Raw genomic sequence first — 16749 nt, 5'->3', positions numbered from 1 at the left:
CCGCTCCCGTATTCTCATGACGTGGACGACCTCCTGCTCTGGCTCCTCGACACCGTGCAGTCGATCGATCCGGTCACGCGCACTCTGGTCGCAGGTCTCGCCGTCATGCTGGAGACCAGCATCCTCATCGGACTCATCGTCCCCGGGGACACCATCGTCATCATCGCCTCGATGGGCGTCGCCACCGTCTGGGAGGGCATCGCGATGGGCGTCGCCGTCGTGATCGGCGCGCTGATCGGCGAGAGCATCGGATTCTGGCTCGGCCGATGGCTCGGCCCGCACATCCGCGTGTCCTGGCTCGGCCGTAAGATCGGCGAACACAACTGGGTCAGGGCAGAGAACTATCTCGAGCGCCGCGGCGGCATCGCGATCTTCCTGTCGCGATTCCTCCCGGTGCTGCACTCCCTCGTCCCCCTCACCGTCGGTATGAGCGAGTACCCCTATCGCAAGTTCCTGGCATGGACCGCCCCGGCATGCATCCTCTGGGCAACCGCGTATGTGAGTGTGACCTCCCTCGCGGCCGGCAGCTTCCGCGAGCTCGTGGATCGCGTGCACTTCGCGGGCTACATCTTCGTCGGCGTCATCGCGCTCTTCCTGCTCCTCGCGTACTTCGGCAAGAAGCTGCTGCAGCGGCTCGAAGCCCGCCATCAGGAGGCACCGGAGTCGGCGACCGACTCCGACGTGAAAGACTGAGTCAATGGCATCGGCTCCCCCAGCCCCCCGGATCCACTGGTTCGCCCGACTCGAGCATCGCTTCCATGTCTGGCGTGAAGGTCGTGCGCGCCGCCGCGGCCGTGTCGCCACGATCCTCCCGTTCCCCGGTTACGGCGGCCCCGGCTGGGTGCGCGTGGTCGGCCGAGTGCTGATCGTGCCCCCGCAGCGGCGCACCCGCGACGGTGAGCCGGCGAGCGTGCGCGGCTGGCGCAGCTTCGTCGGGATCCCCGTCGGGTACGCGTCCGTGACCGTGCATTTCGGAGAGACGACGCATCAACTGGTCGCCGACCGCGGCGGCGTGGTCGATGCGAAGATCCCCGTCGACCTGGAGCCCGGCTGGCAGACGTTCATGATCTCGGTCGAGGGACAGGAACCGGTCGAAGCAGGCGCCTTCATCGTCGCGGAGGGGACCACGTTCGGCGTCGTGTCCGACGTGGACGACACCGTCATGGTCACAGCCCTGCCGCGTCCGTTCATCGCGTTCTGGAACTCGTTCGTGCTCGACGAGCACGCCCGCCTCCCCGTCCCTGGGATGGCCGTGCTCCTCGACCAGCTGCTGCGGCAGCACCCCGGCGCGCCGATGGTGTACCTGTCCACCGGCGCGTGGAACGTCGCCCCGACCCTCTGGCGGTTCCTCGGTCGTCATCTCTTCCCGGCAGGCTCGATGCTCCTGACCGACTGGGGCCCGACGCATGAGCGCTGGTTCCGCAGCGGGCGTGAGCACAAGCTCACCAATCTGCGTCGACTGGCGACGGAGTTCCCCGACGTGAAGTGGCTGCTGATCGGCGATGACGGTCAGCACGACGAAGCGATCTACTCGCAGTTCATGGACGAGCATCCCGATTCGGTCGCCGGCGTCGCCATCAGACGCCTGCTGCCCGCCGAGGCCGTGCTCGCCGGTGGACGCGCCGACCGCGAGCCGCATTCCGAAGACGTGGCACCGTGGGTGAGTGCGGAAGACGGCGCCGGTCTCCGCGACCTCCTCGGCGAAGTCGGCATCCTGCACTGACGAGAACACGGCAGACATGGACACGCTCGTCGAGAAGGCGATCCCCCGCGATGAATGGCTCGCCCGTGAGCAGGCGCATCAGGAACGCGCGGACACCCTGACGGCCGGACATCGCGAGCGCGCCGCCCGATCCGAGAAGCACCCCGTGTGGGACTTCCTCCACACCTACTACTCCTACAAGCCCGCGCAGCTTCGGCGGTGGCACCCGGGAGCAGGCGTCGAGCTGCAGGATGCGCCGGAACGCCTCTCCTGGCGCTGGTATTCGCCCGGTGACACCGAGGGCGGCGCCGTGCCCGACCCCCGGTCGTTCGCACAGGAGAAGGCGGACCTCGCCGCCCTCGTCGAACGGATGCTGCGCCGCACGGCCTCGCGCCCCGGCCAGTTCGGCTGTTTCGGACTGCACGAGTGGGCCATGGTGTACCAGGCGGACGAGCATCGCCACGCGGTACCGCTGCGTCTGGGACAGGCGGGCACGGATGCGGTCGTCGAGAACCATGACCTGCGCTGCACGCACTTCGACGCGTTCCGGTTCTTCACCCCGGAGGCCGTTCCCCGCAACCGCACGCCCCTGAGCCGTGAGGATCAGCCGCTGTTCGAGCAACCAGGGTGTCTGCACGCAGGGATGGATCTCTACAAGTGGGCCACGAAGCTCGGACCGCTCATCCCGGGCGAACTCCTCCTCGACTCTTTCGAGCTGGCGCGCGACATCCGGCTGCTCGATATGGAGGCCGCGCCCTACGATCTCTCCGCCTGGGATGTCATCCCAGTGCGCATCGAGACGCCCGAGGGCAAGGCGGAGTATGTGCGTCGGCAGCGCGGATTCGCCGAACGCGGTGCCGCTCTGCGCACTGCCCTGCTGGCCGCGTGGCTCGGCGACGGCGCACGAGCAGCGGCCTGAGCGTCACTGCACCGGTTCGCAGTCGGCGCACAGCGTCCACCGCGCGGATGCTGCAGCCAGCTGCGTGCGCAGCGTGAGCACCCGCGTCGCCGCCTCTTCGAGCCGGTCCTTCGGCAGCGTGCCGGCGTCGACCGCGGCCGCGATTCCGGCCGCCATCTTCCCGGCCGTCTGCGCGTCGGAGCCCGCGATCATCAGCACCAGGTCGTTGCCGGCGGCGATCGCGGCGACGCCGTTGGCGACCGGATCCGCGTAGGCGGGATTCCCCGACGACAGCAGCATGCCGAGGTCGTCGGTCACCGCCACCCCGTCGAAGCCGAGCTCCTCCCTGGCGATCGCGTGCCACTTCGGCGAGAGGGAAGCAGGCAGGGCGTCGACGGCGGTGTAGGCGAGATGCCCGTACATGAGGAGAGACGCTCCGGCATCGATGCCCGCCGCGAACGGAACGGCCTCGGTGCTGCGCCATTCGTCGAGTCCCATGCTCGTGCTCGGGATCGCGGAGTGCGAGTCGCCGGGGGCGGCACCGTGTCCGGGGAAGTGCTTGAGCGTCGACGCGACGAACTGCTCCTGTGCGGTGGTGGCGGCCGCCACCCGATCCGCGGAGCTCGCGGGGTCGGTGCCGAGTGCGCGGCCGTAGATGAACGTTCCCGAGTCGGCCGTGAAGTCGGCCACCGTGCCGAAGTTCACCGTGATCCCCGCCCGTGCCACGAGAGACCCTCGGGCCGTGAACGCTGCGGAGGTGTCATCGACCGGCTGCCCCTTCAGCGTGGTGGAGGCCGCGTAGTCGTCGCCGTGCAGCCGCGAGACGATGCCGCCCTCCTGGTCGACCGCGATCAACGGGGGCGACGCGGGATCAATGGTCATCGCGGCGGTGAGAGCCTGCAGCTCGGTCTCCGTCGCGGGGATGTTCGCCCCCATCAAGATGAACCCACCGAGACCGGACTGCATGTAGGTCCGGAGCGCGGCCGGGTCCGTTCCCGACACGTGGCCCATGACCACCGTGGAAGCCTGCTCTGCCACGGACATCGCCTGCACCAGAGCGGTCGCATGCACGGCCGGGCCGGTGGTCTCCCCGCCCGAGGAGACGGCGGTCGGGGTGTGGGAGCCAACCGTCGACGGGATGGGCGACGCGACGGCTGCCGGCGAGGCGCACATCGCTGCCGTCGCGACGACCGCCAGTGCTCCTGCGGCCCAGCGACGGTATCGAGACATGACGGGTCCTGTGCGGTGTGGACGCGTCAGCAGCCGAGCGCCTCGGCGATCGGCACCGCCGAGCCGGCGTCGCCGTTGCCGTTGCCGTTGCCGAAGCGGATCGTCCGTCCGATCGTGCACGGTCCGTGGAGCGCTGCGGCGATGACCGCGGCGACATCGGCCCGCGAGACGGCTCCGCTGCCCGCGGGGTCGATCTGGATCCGAGAGGTCGGCTCGTCGAACGTGAGCGTGCCGGGGGCGAGGATCGTGCCGTCCAGCGCACTGCCGCGCAGATGCTCGTCGGCGGCCCACTTCGCGTCGGCGTAGGGGAAGAAGGAGTCGTTCTCTGGCACACCGTGATCGGCCGTCGAGCCGAGCCACGACACCATCACGTAGCGGCGGACGCCCGCGAGCTCGGCCGCGTCCATCGACCGCTGCGCGGCATCCCGATCGACCGCGTACGTGCGCTCCGGGGATCCGCCGCCGGCACCGGCCGACCACACGACCGCATCGTGTCCGCGGATGATCTCGGCGATCTCCTCCACTCCGAGATTCTCGACATCGGCGACGAGAGCCGTGGCCCCCGTCGCTTCGACATCGGAGGCGTGCTCCGGGTTGCGGATGACGCCGGTGACCTCATCGCCGCGGGCGACGAGCAGTGGCGCGAGCAGAAGGGCGATGCGGCCGTGGCCGCCGAAGACGATGATGCGCGACATACCCTCACCCTACGCGCCTGCTCCGATGTCAGCGTGGGGTCTGATCGCTGTCGATCACGAACGCCTGCGGATGGCTCGGCAGATAGCGGACGACGACCGGCTCGCCGCTGGTCAGGAACGCATCGCGATCCGGGTACACGGCGGGCGTGAAGAAGTTGCTCTCCAGCGTGTACTCGACGCCCTCGGCGGTCGTGAAGGTCACCCAGTCCCCCTCCAGCGTCCCGGTGGTGGGGCGGCCGTTGTCGTAGATGTACGCCCGGGTCACGGGCACTCCGGTGAGGCTGAGGATCCCGATCACGAGCGATCCGACCATGAGGAACGCCAGCACGCGGGCCCCGACACGGACGACGCCGGCCCAGACCCGACCCCGCGGACGTTCCGTGGGGTGCAGGAGGCCCTCCCGCTCCCGGATGCTCCGCAGCGCCTCGCCCGGCACCGCACCCCGAACCGACAGCGCGAACAGCCCGAGAATCGAGAACCCCGCGATGAAGACCATGGCATAGCCGTGCGAGGCCGGGAAGTTCACCAGCCAGATGAGGGTGTCCATCGGGTTCATCGGGCCGTCTCCTTCTCGATGGTCACCGCGACGGTCTGCGGATCCTCCCGGCGGTAGAACGCCCACACGGGGGCGCCGACCTGCAGATGCGGGATCGCCTGGGGGTACACGAACACGGTCGTGTCGGCTTCCCAGGTCGCCGCGCCTTCCGGCACCATCAGCACCCGCAGCGCGAGTTCGCTCTGCCCCTCGCGACGTCGGCCCGTCGGCCGCACCTCAAGCACCGACGCCGGCACCTGGGTGCCGCTGGTGCGCGCCCGCACCTGACCGGGGTCGATCAATCCCCGGTCGATGCGCCACTGCAGCATCGCGTCGCGAACGGCGGGGTCGCTCAGATCCGCGAGTTCGACGGTGTCCTGGTCGGTCAGGCTGTAGCGCACCGGAAGCGGCAGCCCGACCTGGAGCGTCGCCAGGTCGGTGGGCTGCACGAGCATCCGGAGCTGGCCGATGAAGTCGTCGGCGGCGCTCGGGGTGACACGGATGAAGAGGTCGTACTGCGGGACGTCGTTCACCGTCATCCCGGTGCGGGAGACCTCGACGATCGTGCCGACGTCGATCTGCGCCTCACCGCGAGGAGTCCTGCGACGCGCGATGCCCGACAGCATCCCGCCGAAGGTCAGCAGCAGCCCCCATGCGACTCCGATGATGATCGGACCGCCGAGGGTGTCCTCGCCGGCGAACGGGAGGATCGACCGGCGCTGATCCACCCCGAACAGCCCTTCGCCGACCCAGATCACGAGCCAGGCGGACAGCAGCAGCCAGACGACGAGGAGCACGATGCGGAGCATGTCCTCAGCGTAGCCAGGCACCGTTCTCCGCCCGCGCATGAATCTGCGCGCCGGGCCCTCGTCCGACGCGGCGGGGTCCTCTACACTCAGGGCAACGATGCCGACCCGAACGGCATCCCTCCCGACAGCAGGACGACGATGCCCACACCGCTGATCGAGCGCGAGATCACCGCGCCCGTCTCGCTCACGACTCCCGACGGAACGCTCAACCGCGATGCGCTCGGCTGGTCCCGCCTCCCGCTGCACGACACGTCCGGGATCCCCGGACGTGGTCGCTGGGGGCGCAACAAGCGCTGGGAGTACTGGAACGTGATGACCCCGTCCCACATCATCGCGTTCACCGTGTCGTGCGTCGACTACCTGGCTCTCCACGAGGTCTGGGTGCTCGACCGCGCGACCGGGGAGGACATCGGCTCGACGGTGGTCTCCCCCGGAGCACGCTCCGCGACCCTGCCGCCATCGCTCGGAGACGGCTCGACACAGGCCCGCACCCGCCGGATCACGCTCGACATCGACGAGACGTTCGACGGCACGCGCCTGCGAGGCACCGCGCCCCGGGTGTCGTTCGACCTGCTCGCCGCCCGGCCGCCCGAGCACGAGTCACTCGGCGTGGTCGTGCCGTGGCGTCGTGGGGAGGACATCCGTCGGTTCCAGTACACGGTGAAGGATGTGGCGCGGCCGACGACCGGCACCGTCGCGATCGACGGCCGAGCCTACGACGTTCCGGTGGGCAGTTGGGCGGTTCTCGATCACGGCCGCGGGCGCTGGCCGTACCGCGTGCACTGGAACTGGGCGGCGGGCAGCGGCATCGTCGACGGCCGCACGATCGGGTTGCAGCTCGGCGCGAAGTGGACGGACGGTTCCGGAGCCACCGAGAACGCACTGCTCGTCGACGGCCGCCTGTCGAAGATCAGCGAGGAACTCGTGTGGGATTACGACCCCGACCGTTTCATGCGCCCGTGGCGGGTGCACGGCGCGGCGGCCGACCTCACCTTCTCCCCGTTCTACGACAAGAGATCGCGCACGAATGCGCTCGTCATCGCCAGTCGAACGGATCAGCTGTTCGGTGTCTGGTCGGGATGGGTGCGCGACGACACGGGTGCGCAGGTGCGCGTGGACGGCATCGAGGGCTTCGCCGAAGAGGTACTCAACCGGTGGTGACGCTCGCCCCCGCGGACCGCAGCGCGCGCTGCACGCCCTTGGCCGCGGAGCGCCCGGCACGATTCGCGCCGATCGTGCTCGCCGAAGGCCCGTAGCCGACCAGCTGCACCCGCGGATCGGCGACCGCGGTCGTGCCGCGGCCGTTCCGGTCGAGCTGGATCCCCCCGGCGGTGCTGCGCAGGTGCAGGGGCGCAAGGTGGCTGATGGCCGGACGGAACCCGGTGGCCCAGAGGATGACGTCGACGCGCTCGAAGCTGCCGTCGGCCCAGCGCACTCCGTCGGGCTCGATGCGCGCGAACATCGGGCGGCGTGCGGCGTAGGCGCCGAGACGCTCGGCCTCGCGTTCCTGCGGACGCAGCATGAGTCCGGTGACGCTGACCACGCTCTCCGGAGGGAGTCCTGCGGCGACACGCTGCTCGACCAGAGCGACCGCGGCGGCACCGGCTTCGGGTGTGAAGTCGTCGGTCCGCCACACAGGTTCCCGGCGCGTGACCCAGAGGGTGTCCGTGATCGGGGCGAGAGCGCCGAGGAACTGCACGGCCGACGCTCCCCCGCCGACCACGAGCACCCGTTTGCCGACGAAGTGCTCGGGGCCGGGGTAGTCGACCGTGTGCAACTGCTCTCCGACGAAGGTCTCCATACCGGGGAAGTGTGGGAGGAACGGATGCGACCACGTCCCGGTCGCGTTCACCAGCGTGCGGGTCGTCCACTCCCCCTCGCGCGCTCGCACGACCAGGAGCCCGTCTCGGTCCTCGACCCGTTCAACGTGCACCGGGCGGAGCACCGGGAGCGCATGCTTGCGCTCGTAGGAGGCGAAGTACTCGGGGACCGCGATGTTGGCGCGGGCGCCGTCACGCGGCGGAGGCGTGTCGTCGGGCAGTTCGGCGACGCCGTGGACGTCGCGCATCGTCAGGGCGTCCCAGCGGTGCTGCCAGGCTCCGCCCGGACGCGCATCGGCATCGAGCACCACGTGCGAGATGCCCAGTCGCGACAGGTGGAACGATGCCGAGAGACCGGCCTGCCCTGCGCCGATCACCAGACTGTCGAGGATGCTCACGATGAACAGAACGCCGCGCTCCTCGCGGTTGTTCCAGCCGCAGGACGACACTCCCGGGCGGCCGCCGCCGATTGGTGCTCGCGCGGATTCGTGTAGTACTCTTTTCAAGTTGCTCCGGCTTCTACGGAGCGGCATCTGGGCCTGTGGCGCAGCTGGTAGCGCACCTGCATGGCATGCAGGGGGTCAGGGGTTCGAGTCCCCTCAGGTCCACACAATCGAAACATCAGAACCCTGCTCCGCGGCGACGCGGAGCAGGGTTCTTTTCTTTGGACCGGGCGCGGCACACGCTGCTAGCGCGCTCCGCCTCGAGCGTCAACCCGATTCAGTCCGCGCCCTGCGGGGTTCTACGGTGAACGCACCCCGACGAAAGGATGCGATCATGTCGAACCCCATCATTCCTCCGGTGCCTCCGGTCCCCCACGACGACGACGCGGCCGGTGTACCCACCAGGGATGTCGACGGCGAACAAGTCCTCGATCCGGACGCCGATGACGCGCTCGTCGACAGCGCGGAGGCCGATCGTGTCGCCGCGGGAGCGGATGAGGACGAGGACGCCGGCGCCTGAGCGCCTCTCCGGCCCGCGAACGCCGAAGCGCACCTCCTCGATCATCGAGGGGTGCGCTTCGGTGTGTGACAGCGGGAAGGTCAGGTGGCCATCAGGGGCGGCCGGTGGGGAATGGCGATCGGACGGGTCGCCCGGCTCGAATCACGCATCCGCTCGACATCCTCGAGCACCTCGAATGCGGTCCCGTAACGGGTGGCGAGGGGCAGATCGCGAAGCCACGTCACCTCGACCTCGGTCTCGGCGAGCTCGTAGACGCAGGCGACCACATGACGCGGATCGTTCGGCGAGTACCGAAGGTCGTTGATCACCCATTCCGACGCGGTGATGCGATTCAACATGAAGCGCGGGTCGGGGAGTTCAGACATGTGGGGGCCCTCCAGGACTCTCTCAAGAAGAGCCTGCGCCATCCGCTCTCCCGAAAGAAGCCCCTTGACATCCCCCGCGGAGGATGCCGGGACGGCTCAGCGTCCTGGACGCACCGTCAGATCGGTGATCTCCGCGTCACGCGGAAGGTCGAGTGCCGTGAGGATGGTCGTGACGACCGCCTCCGGTGTGGCGAAGCGGTCCGGGTCGTACGCCTGCCCCTCCTGCTGGTGCACGCGCTCCTGCATCGGTGTCGCCGTGCGACCCGGGTAGATCGATGTCACGCGAACTCCGTGCGCGGCCTCCTCGGCGCGCAGCGCATCGGCCAGCGCCCTGAGACCGTGCTTGGACGCGGCATACGCCGACCATCCGGCGTTGGCGCGCAGGCCCGCCCCGGAGTTCACGAACAAGACCTGCCCCTGAGACACGCGCAGCACAGGAAGGAGGAGCCTCGTGAGCTCGGCCGGAGCGACGAGGTTGACGGCGAGCTGCTGCTCCCACAGAGCGGCCGTGAGATCAGCGACGTCGCCGAGGTCGACGACACCGGCGACATGCACCAGCGAGTCGATGCGCTCGGGGAGCTGCTGCTTCGAGAGCGCCCACGACAGGCGTCCCGGCTGAGCGAGGTCACCGACGATGACGGACGCACCGGGAAGGTCCGCTGCGATCTGCCGGGCGCGACCCGCATCGCGAGCCAGCGCCACGACCGCATCGCCACGGTCCAACAACCGTCGGGCGAGAACAGACCCGATGCCGGAGCCCGCACCGGTGATCAGGTGCGTGCTCATGTCAGCTGGCGTCTGCGGCGGGTTCGGCCACGTCGATCGGAACGACCGGGCAGTCCTTCCAGAGGCGCTCGAGTCCGTAGTAGACGCGCTCCTCCTGGTGGAAGACGTGCACGATAAGATCGCCGAAGTCGAGCAGCACCCAGCGAGCCTCGGCCCGCCCCTCGCGACGCACGCGCTTGTGCCCCGACTCGATCAGTCGGTCCTCGATCTCGTCGGCGATCGCGGCGACGTTGCGCTCGCTGTTTCCCGTGACGAGCAGGAAGATGTCGACGAGCGGGAGTGGCTCGGAGACGTTGAGCGCGACGAGATCCTCGCCGCCCTTGTCGATGGCGGCTTGGGCTGCGAGACGCAGCATCTCTTCGGCAGTTTCAGGTGATTGCATCAGATCATTTTCGTGGTGAAGGCGATGACGAGAACGACGCCGATCGCGAGGGCGAGTCCGCCGGCGATGATGGCGAGCGTGACCATCAATCGGTTCCCCTTCTCGGGGGCCGGAGGCCGGATGACTTCTCCGGCTGGTTTGATGGTGCTGACGGCCGAGCTCGCGGCGATCGGCGTCGGCGAGGATGCGGGGGGCAGCTCGCCATCGATGAGGACGGCGTCGACGTCCTTGCCATCCGTGGTCCCGAGCGCGTGGCCCTGCGAGCCGAGGCCCTGCGGCAGCTCGTAGGAGCCGGTGACGAGGATCTCTCCGGTGGACGCGACCGGGCCGGAGAGGGAACCCTCTCCCGGCGAGGGCGTGAAGATCAGTGCGTTGGGAGCGGAATGCTGCGACCCCGTGGAGTCTCCCACGCCGATCAACTCGTCGAAGGAGGGACGGAAGGGGGCGTGGGCGTCGGGGGCGTCTGCGAGCAGCCCCTCCCCGAAGGACGAGTTGACGGTCGGACGAACGGTGTCGTCGTCATCGCGGTCTTCGTCGGCATCGTGCACGTCGGCGAGGACATCGTCGTCGACGGCCGCATCGCCCGCGTCGGCGGGAAGGCCCAGGACAGCCTCGAGGTCTTCTTCGTCGACTGTCGCTTCAACGGAGGGCTCGACCGCGTCGAGCGGGACCTCGCCGACCGTGTCGGCGGCGACGGATGCACTGACGGGAGCGACGGCGACCTCGTCGTCCACGTCCTCATCGTCGTCGTCACCGGCGTCGACCGTCCGAGGGAAGTCCGGGATCCCGGAGACGATCTCACCGGAACCTGCTGCAGAAGTTTCTGACGCGGCCTTCGCGGGAGCTTCCTCCTGCTTCGGCGCTTCATCGGGCTGCTCGACGGGTGCGACCGCCGGCTCGTCGACCTGCTCGGCGGCCGACGCCGCCTCCGCCTCGTCGGCCCCGATCACGGAGACGGAACCGGTGCGGGCCCTCTCCTGCTCGCGAACCTGACGACGGGTCAGCGGTGTGTCACCGTTCGCCTCTTCGGCCACGGGATCCGGCAGCGGCGCCGGCTCGATCTGGACCGGTTCGGCGGCACGTGGCAGTGGGGGCGCCGGCGGTGCCGTCTCGGCTGCCGCGGCGGCCTCCTCGCTGGAGATCACCGGGTTCGATCCCGTCAACCGGATCTCCCGCAGCTGCTTGCGCGTCAGCGGACCGTGCCCTTGCTGATCCGATGTACTCATGCCTTGCTCCGATACAGATGATGCTTCGCGATGTACTGAACGACCCCATCAGGGACCAGGTACCAGACCGGCTGATCGTCACGAACGCGTTCGCGGCAGTCCGTCGACGAGATCGACAGTGCCGGCACCTCGAGTTGGCTGACGTTGTCGCTCGGGAGGCCGTCAGTGCTCAGGACATGTCCAGGACGTGAGACCGCGACGAAGTGGGCCAACTCCCACAACTCATCATGGTCCCTCCAACTGAGAATTTGCGCCACGGCGTCGGCTCCGGTGATGAAGAAGAGCTCGGCGTCGGGTCGATCCCGTTTCAGGTCACGCAGCGTGTCGATCGTGTAGGTCGGGCCTTCGCGATCGATGTCGACCCGACTCACCGTGAACTGCGGGTTCGAGGCGGTCGCGATGACGGTCATCAGATAGCGATGCTCGCTCGGCGAGACGCCCGACTTCTGCCACGGATGTCCGGTCGGCACGAAGACGACCTCGTCGAGGTCGAAGGAGTTCGCGACTTCACTGGCTGCGACGAGGTGGCCGTGATGGATGGGGTCGAATGTTCCGCCCATCACGCCGATGCGCGGGGGGCGCGTGGTCGCAGCGTCGTTCATGCGGGCCTAGTGGCCGTGTCCCGCCTCGTGGCCGTCCTTGCCGTGCTGCGCGGCCCAGGCCTCAGCCTTCGCCGAGTGACGGTTGGCGACGTTCTTGTACGAGAACGTCACGAGGCCGAGCGCGCCGAACACGATCGCGGCGATGACCCCGAAGATCAGCGTCTCGAGCGCGACGTTGCCGTGGTGCTCGGTTTCGGCAGCGGCCATCGCGATCTGTGCGACGAGGTTCATCCTGGCTCCGTTTCGTGGCGTGCTGTTCGGGATCCTGTGGGGTACAGCGTCCCCCAGTCTAGCCCTCAGCCGCGCGTCTGCCCCGACCCACGCGCGAGCCATTTCGTGCTGGTCAGCTCGGAGAGCCCCATCGGACCCCGCGCGTGCAGTTTCTGGGTCGAGATGCCGACCTCTGCACCGAAGCCGAACTCACCTCCGTCGGTGAATCGCGTGGACGCGTTCACCATGACCACGGCGGAGTCCACCTCGGCGAGAAAGCGCTCGGAACTGCGCGTGTCCGTCGTGATGATCGACTCGGTGTGTCCCGTGCTGTAGCGCCGGATGTGCGCGAGGGCTTCATCGAGCGAGTCGACGACCTTCATCGCGATGTCCAGGCTGAGGTATTCGGTCTCCCAGTCCTCCTCGGTGGCGGGGATCACGTTCGACATGAGCCCGACGACCATGTCGTCGCCGTGGATCGCGACACCCTCGCTCTGGAGAGCACTGGCCACCAGCGGCACGAGCCGCGGCGCCGCCTGACGATGCACGAGGACCGTCTCGACCGCGTTGCACACGCTCGGACGCTGCACCTTGGCGTTCACGACGATGTCACGCGCCCAGTCGTCGGGAGCGGTCTCGTCGAGGAAGATGTGGACGTTGCCGGCCCCGGTCTCGATGACCGGCACGGTCGACTCCGTCACCACGGTCTCGATGAGGCCCGCACTCCCCCGCGGGATCAGGACGTCGATGAAACCGCGACCGTGCATGAGCGCCTTCGCACCGTCGCGTCCGAAGTCGTCGACGGTCTGGATGGCCTCCGCCGTGAGGCCCGCGCTCTCGACCGCCGCACGCATGATCTCCACGAGCACGGCATTGGAGTCGTGAGCGGCGCTGCCGCCTCGCAGGACCACGGCATTGCCCGATCGCAGCGCGAGTGCGGCGATGTCGACGGTGACGTTGGGCCGAGCCTCGTAGATCGCGCCGACCACGCCGAAGGGCACCCGCACCTGCTCGAGCGCCACGCCGTTGGGCATCCGATGACCGCCGACCACACGCCCGACGGGATCGGGGAGCGCGGCGACCTCGCGGACGGCGGAGGCCAGAGCCGCCACCCGCTTCTCGTCGAGCCGCAGTCGATCGATCAGGGACTCGCCGATGCCCTCCTGCTGCCCGCGAGCGATGTCGCGACCGTTCGCCTCGATGATGCGCGGTGCGTCCGCCAGGAGCGCGACAGCGATCGCTTCGAGCACGCGAACCTTGGCATCGCTGGTGAGCGCTGCGGTGGATCGGGAGGCCTCTTTGGCGCGTTCGAGGCGCGCCTGCGGGGTCTGGTCGGTCATCCGTCCAGTTTATGAGCTGGCGGGTTCGAACCAGGTCCCTATTTCGGCGCCGGACAGCGCCTTGTCCACCAGATCTGCGCTGGTGACGAGCACGCCGATGCCGGATGCCGCGGCCAGTCGCGCAGCCGAGACCTTGGTGGCCGCCCCGCCGGTGCCGACGCTGTTGACCACGGTCGAACCGAACTCGAGCCCGGCGAGATCGGCGTCGTGCGCGACGATGTCGATGGGCTCCGCCCCGGGGTCTGTCGGCGGCTTCGTGTACAGCGACTCGATGTCGCTGAGGAGGATGAGCGCGTCAGCCTCGATCAGCTGCGCGACCAGGGCGCCGAGGCGGTCGTTGTCTCCGAACCGGATCTCCTGCGTCGCGACCGTGTCGTTCTCGTTGACGATCGGCAGAGTCCGCAGGCCCAGGAGCCGCTCCATCGCGCGACGGGCGTTGGAGCGAGACGTGGGGTTCTCCAGGTCGCCCGTGGTGAGAAGGACCTGGCCGGCGACGATGTCGAACGGGCGAAGCGACTCCTGATACCGGTACATGAGGATGTTCTGCCCCACGGCCGCGGCCGCCTGCTGGGTGGCGAGGTCGTTCGGCCGCGAGTCCAGACGCAAGAACGGAATCCCGGAGGCGATCGCGCCGGAAGAGACCAACACGACCTCTGTCCCGCGTGCGTGCGCCGCGGCGAGGGCCTCGACGATCACGGGGATGCGCCACGAGGACTCCCCGCTGATCGAGGACGAGCCGACCTTGACGACGATGCGTGATGCGGTCGCCAGATCAGCGCGCGTGCGTGCGGTCACTCGCCATCCTCGCGGTACGCGGCCAGGCGCTGGGTCTCCACCTCGGCACGTGCTTCGGCCTTGGCGTCCATGCGCTCGTAGTACTGCTCGCGTCGCTCCGACGTCGTACGGCGCGCGTTGGGTGCGAGACGGGGGTCGGTGCCGCGCGGCGCGCTCATGAGCTCCGCCGCCGAGGTCATCGTGGGCTCCCAGTCGAAGACGATGCTGTCGCCCTCGCCGATCACGACGGTCGATCCCTGCACCGCACCGAGGCGGAAGAGCTCATCCTCGACGCCGAGCTTCTCGAGGCGATCCGCGAGGTAGCCCACGGCTTCCTCGTTCTGGAAATCGGTCTGCTGAACCCAGCGCACCGGCTTCTCGCCCAGGATCCGGTAGACGTTGCCGTAGGTTCCACCCTCGACGCGGATGGTGAAGCCCTTCTTGGAGCCACGCGGGCGGATGACGACCCGCTCCGGCGGCGTCTCCAGCGCTGCTTCGGCGCGGGCCTTCTCGACGAGCTCGCCGAGCGCGAACGTGAGCGGACGCAGGCCCTCGTGGGAGACCGTGGAGATCTCGAACACACGGAAGCCGCGCGCCTCGAGGTCGGGACGGACCAGCTCGGCGAGATCGCGCGCCTCGGGCACGTCGATCTTGTTCAGGGCGACGAACTGCGGGCGCTCGAGCAGCGGAGTCTGCCCCTCGGGCACCTCGTAGGCGCCGAGCTCTGCGAGGATCACGTCGAGGTCGGAGATCGGGTCGCGCCCGGGCTCGAGCGTGGCGCAGTCGAGCACGTGCAGCAGAGCCGAGCAGCGCTCGACATGGCGGAGGAACTCGAGTCCGAGGCCGCGGCCCTCGCTCGCGCCCTCGATGAGGCCGGGCACGTCGGCGACCGTATAGCGGAAATCTCCCACCTGCACGACACCCAGGTTGGGGTGCAGAGTGGTGAACGGGTAGTCGGCGATCTTGGGTCGCGCGGCCGAGATCGCACCGATCAGGCTCGACTTGCCCGCGGACGGGTAGCCGACGAGCGCGATGTCGGCGACAGTCTTCAGCTCGAGGACGACGTCGCCCTCGTATCCCGGCGTGCCCAGCAGTGCGAAGCCGGGAGCCTTGCGCTTCGGGGTGGCGAGAGCCGCGTTGCCGAGCCCGCCCATCCCCCCCTTGGCGACGACGAACCGCTCGCCGGGGATGATCATGTCGATCAGGACCTCGCCCGCGGTGTTCTTCACCACGGTGCCCACGGGAACCGGCAGTTCGAGCGTCTCACCGAGGAAACCGGAGCGGTGGTCGCCCATGCCCGGACCGCCGTTGCCGGAGGAGCGGTGCGGCGAGTGGTGGTACGAGAGCAGCGTGCCGGTCTGCGGGTCGGCGACGAGCACGATGTCGCCGCCGTCGCCGCCGTTTCCTCCGTCGGGGCCGCCGAGGGGCTTGAACTTCTCGCGGTGCACGGAGACGCAGCCGCCGCCGCCCTTACCCGCACGCAAGTGCAGTGTGACGGTGTCGACGAACGTGACCATGTGCGGGTTCCCCTGGGTTCCTGTTTTATGACGGTGTGCAGATACACGGACGGGGCGAGCCGAAGCCCGCCCCGAACCGGATGATTAGTGTCGCGCTGAGATCACTCAGCTGCAGCGACGATGTTGACGACCTTGCGGCCGCCCTTCGCGCCGAACTGGACCGCACCGGCGGCCAGAGCGAACAGCGTGTCGTCGCCACCACGGCCGACGTTCACGCCGGGGTGGAAGTGCGTGCCGCGCTGGCGGACGATGATCTCGCCGGCGAGGACCTGCTGACCGCCGAAGCGCTTCACGCCGAGGCGCTGAGCGTTGGAGTCACGACCGTTACGGGTTGAGCTTGCGCCCTTTTTATGTGCCATGTCCTAGTCCCCTCGGGCTTACTTGATGCCGGTGATCTTGACGCGCGTGAGCTCCTGACGGTGGCCCTGACGCTTCTTGTAACCGGTCTTGTTCTTGTACTTCTGGATGATGATCTTCGGGCCGCGGAGGTTGCCGATGACCTCAGCCGTGACCTTGACCTTCGCCAGCGAGTCAGCGTCGGTGGTCACCGTGGCGCCGTCGACGAGCAGCACTGCGGCCAGCTCGATCTTCTCGCCCTGGGCAGCCTTGACACGGTCGAGCTGAACGATCGTGCCGACCTCGACCTTCTCCTGCCGCCCACCGGCGCGCACTACTGCGTAAACCACTTCATACCTGTTTCGTTGGGGAGCTCGCGGCTCCGAGATCTCACGGGAAGACTGTTGCTTGCATGCGCCGCAGAACGGCGGGCGCGAACGCAAGACTCTCCGCTTCGGCCGACGAGGACGACGCGGCATACGCACCAAGGGACTACTTTACCGGATGCGGGTCGGTGTCGCAAAGCGAAGCCGCTCCCGCACCCCCGCGTGTCGCTCCG

21 protein-coding genes and 1 tRNA gene are annotated in these 16749 nt (G+C 68.8%); 6 read left to right on the top strand and 16 right to left on the bottom strand.

The genetic code is table 11. The features are described from left to right. The first annotated feature begins 21 nt into the window (after positions 1–21). Genes AC6CHX_RS01120 through AC6CHX_RS01110 form a run of 3 tightly spaced genes read left to right on the top strand, consistent with a single transcriptional unit; the run spans position 22 to position 2621 of the window. Positions 22–693, top strand: coding sequence for a DedA family protein (locus AC6CHX_RS01120; RefSeq protein WP_136040668.1), 672 nt, complete (start codon positions 22–24; stop codon positions 691–693). Positions 694–697: 4 nt separating this feature from the next. Next, the gene (locus AC6CHX_RS01115; RefSeq protein ID WP_136040669.1) at positions 698–1723 is read left to right on the top strand and encodes an App1 family protein phosphatidate phosphatase; all 1026 of its coding nucleotides are present in this window, start codon (positions 698–700) and stop codon (positions 1721–1723) included. 16 nt (positions 1724–1739) lie between these two features. Beyond that, positions 1740–2621, top strand: coding sequence for a 3-methyladenine DNA glycosylase (locus AC6CHX_RS01110; protein WP_498271326.1), 882 nt, complete (start codon positions 1740–1742; stop codon positions 2619–2621). A gap of 3 nt (positions 2622–2624) precedes the next feature. Here the strand turns inward: AC6CHX_RS01110 and AC6CHX_RS01105 are convergent, their stop codons facing one another. The 4 genes from AC6CHX_RS01105 to AC6CHX_RS01090 are packed head-to-tail and all read right to left on the bottom strand — an operon-like array spanning position 2625 to position 5869. Then, positions 2625–3830 (bottom strand): glycoside hydrolase family 3 N-terminal domain-containing protein, encoded by a 1206-nt coding sequence (locus AC6CHX_RS01105; protein WP_498271325.1) that lies wholly within the window; start codon positions 3828–3830, stop codon positions 2625–2627. Positions 3831–3856: 26 nt separating this feature from the next. Continuing rightward, entirely contained in the window at positions 3857–4525 is a 669-nt protein-coding gene (locus AC6CHX_RS01100) for an NAD(P)H-binding protein (RefSeq protein ID WP_498271324.1), read from the bottom strand. A 28-nt stretch (positions 4526–4553) separates the two neighbouring features. Further along, positions 4554–5081, bottom strand: coding sequence for a hypothetical protein (locus AC6CHX_RS01095; protein ID WP_498271323.1), 528 nt, complete (start codon positions 5079–5081; stop codon positions 4554–4556). Then, a complete protein-coding gene (locus AC6CHX_RS01090; RefSeq protein WP_498271322.1) occupies positions 5078–5869 on the bottom strand; it encodes a hypothetical protein in 792 nt (263 codons plus the stop codon). Before AC6CHX_RS01090 ends, AC6CHX_RS01095 begins: the two co-directional genes overlap by 4 nt. A 138-nt stretch (positions 5870–6007) precedes the next feature. Here AC6CHX_RS01090 and AC6CHX_RS01085 point away from each other — a divergent pair, with 138 nt between their 5' ends. Further along, positions 6008–7030, top strand: a complete 1023-nt coding sequence (locus AC6CHX_RS01085; RefSeq protein ID WP_498271321.1) for a DUF2804 domain-containing protein — start codon at positions 6008–6010, stop codon at positions 7028–7030. On the opposite strand, the gene AC6CHX_RS01080 is transcribed toward AC6CHX_RS01085, so the two are convergent. Continuing rightward, positions 7017–8087 (bottom strand): NAD(P)-binding domain-containing protein, encoded by a 1071-nt coding sequence (locus AC6CHX_RS01080; RefSeq protein WP_498272011.1) that lies wholly within the window; start codon positions 8085–8087, stop codon positions 7017–7019. The genes AC6CHX_RS01085 and AC6CHX_RS01080 overlap by 14 nt on opposite strands. A gap of 137 nt (positions 8088–8224) precedes the next feature. Here AC6CHX_RS01080 and AC6CHX_RS01075 point away from each other — a divergent pair. Further along, positions 8225–8297, top strand: a tRNA-Ala gene (locus AC6CHX_RS01075). A gap of 169 nt (positions 8298–8466) precedes the next feature. Beyond that, complete coding sequence (locus AC6CHX_RS01070) at positions 8467–8652, top strand: hypothetical protein (RefSeq protein WP_376106556.1); 186 nt, start codon at positions 8467–8469, stop codon at positions 8650–8652. 80 nt (positions 8653–8732) lie between these two features. Here AC6CHX_RS01070 and AC6CHX_RS01065 read toward each other — a convergent pair whose 3' ends face one another. The 11 genes from AC6CHX_RS01065 to rplU all read right to left on the bottom strand — a co-directional run bounded on the left by AC6CHX_RS01065 (position 8733) and on the right by rplU (position 16540). Continuing rightward, positions 8733–9017, bottom strand: coding sequence for a hypothetical protein (locus AC6CHX_RS01065; RefSeq protein WP_136040932.1), 285 nt, complete (start codon positions 9015–9017; stop codon positions 8733–8735). A gap of 96 nt (positions 9018–9113) precedes the next feature. Beyond that, positions 9114–9803, bottom strand: a complete 690-nt coding sequence (locus AC6CHX_RS01060) for an SDR family oxidoreductase (protein WP_136040931.1) — start codon at positions 9801–9803, stop codon at positions 9114–9116. A gap of 1 nt (position 9804) precedes the next feature. After that, positions 9805–10185, bottom strand: a complete 381-nt coding sequence (gene rsfS / locus AC6CHX_RS01055) for a ribosome silencing factor (RefSeq protein ID WP_091037033.1) — start codon at positions 10183–10185, stop codon at positions 9805–9807. After that, positions 10185–11411 carry a hypothetical protein gene (locus AC6CHX_RS01050; RefSeq protein ID WP_498271320.1) on the bottom strand — a complete coding sequence of 409 codons (1227 nt, stop codon included), beginning with the start codon at positions 11409–11411 and terminating at the stop codon, positions 10185–10187. Before AC6CHX_RS01050 ends, rsfS begins: the two co-directional genes overlap by 1 nt. Then, positions 11408–12013 (bottom strand): nicotinate-nucleotide adenylyltransferase, encoded by a 606-nt coding sequence (nadD, locus tag AC6CHX_RS01045; RefSeq protein WP_136040929.1) that lies wholly within the window; start codon positions 12011–12013, stop codon positions 11408–11410. Before nadD ends, AC6CHX_RS01050 begins: the two co-directional genes overlap by 4 nt. A 6-nt stretch (positions 12014–12019) precedes the next feature. Beyond that, positions 12020–12244, bottom strand: a complete 225-nt coding sequence (locus tag AC6CHX_RS01040; RefSeq protein ID WP_029261671.1) for a hypothetical protein — start codon at positions 12242–12244, stop codon at positions 12020–12022. A gap of 65 nt (positions 12245–12309) precedes the next feature. Beyond that, positions 12310–13563: a glutamate-5-semialdehyde dehydrogenase gene (locus tag AC6CHX_RS01035; protein WP_498271319.1), complete on the bottom strand. Its 1254-nt coding sequence runs from the start codon at positions 13561–13563 to the stop codon at positions 12310–12312. Positions 13564–13572: 9 nt separating this feature from the next. Further along, positions 13573–14358: a glutamate 5-kinase gene (gene proB, locus AC6CHX_RS01030; protein ID WP_498271318.1), complete on the bottom strand. Its 786-nt coding sequence runs from the start codon at positions 14356–14358 to the stop codon at positions 13573–13575. Continuing rightward, positions 14355–15854, bottom strand: a complete 1500-nt coding sequence (obgE, locus tag AC6CHX_RS01025) for a GTPase ObgE (RefSeq protein ID WP_136040926.1) — start codon at positions 15852–15854, stop codon at positions 14355–14357. The genes proB and obgE overlap by 4 nt, the downstream gene beginning before the upstream one ends. 101 nt (positions 15855–15955) lie before the next feature. Then, entirely contained in the window at positions 15956–16213 is a 258-nt protein-coding gene (gene rpmA, locus AC6CHX_RS01020; protein WP_028501603.1) for a 50S ribosomal protein L27, read from the bottom strand. A gap of 18 nt (positions 16214–16231) precedes the next feature. Beyond that, positions 16232–16540 (bottom strand): 50S ribosomal protein L21, encoded by a 309-nt coding sequence (gene rplU, locus AC6CHX_RS01015; protein ID WP_028501602.1) that lies wholly within the window; start codon positions 16538–16540, stop codon positions 16232–16234. Between the last annotated feature and the right edge of the window lie 209 nt (positions 16541–16749).

This window comes from Microbacterium sp. GQ128 (assembly GCF_059758615.1).
This window is presented reverse-complemented; position numbering and strand designations above follow the sequence as displayed.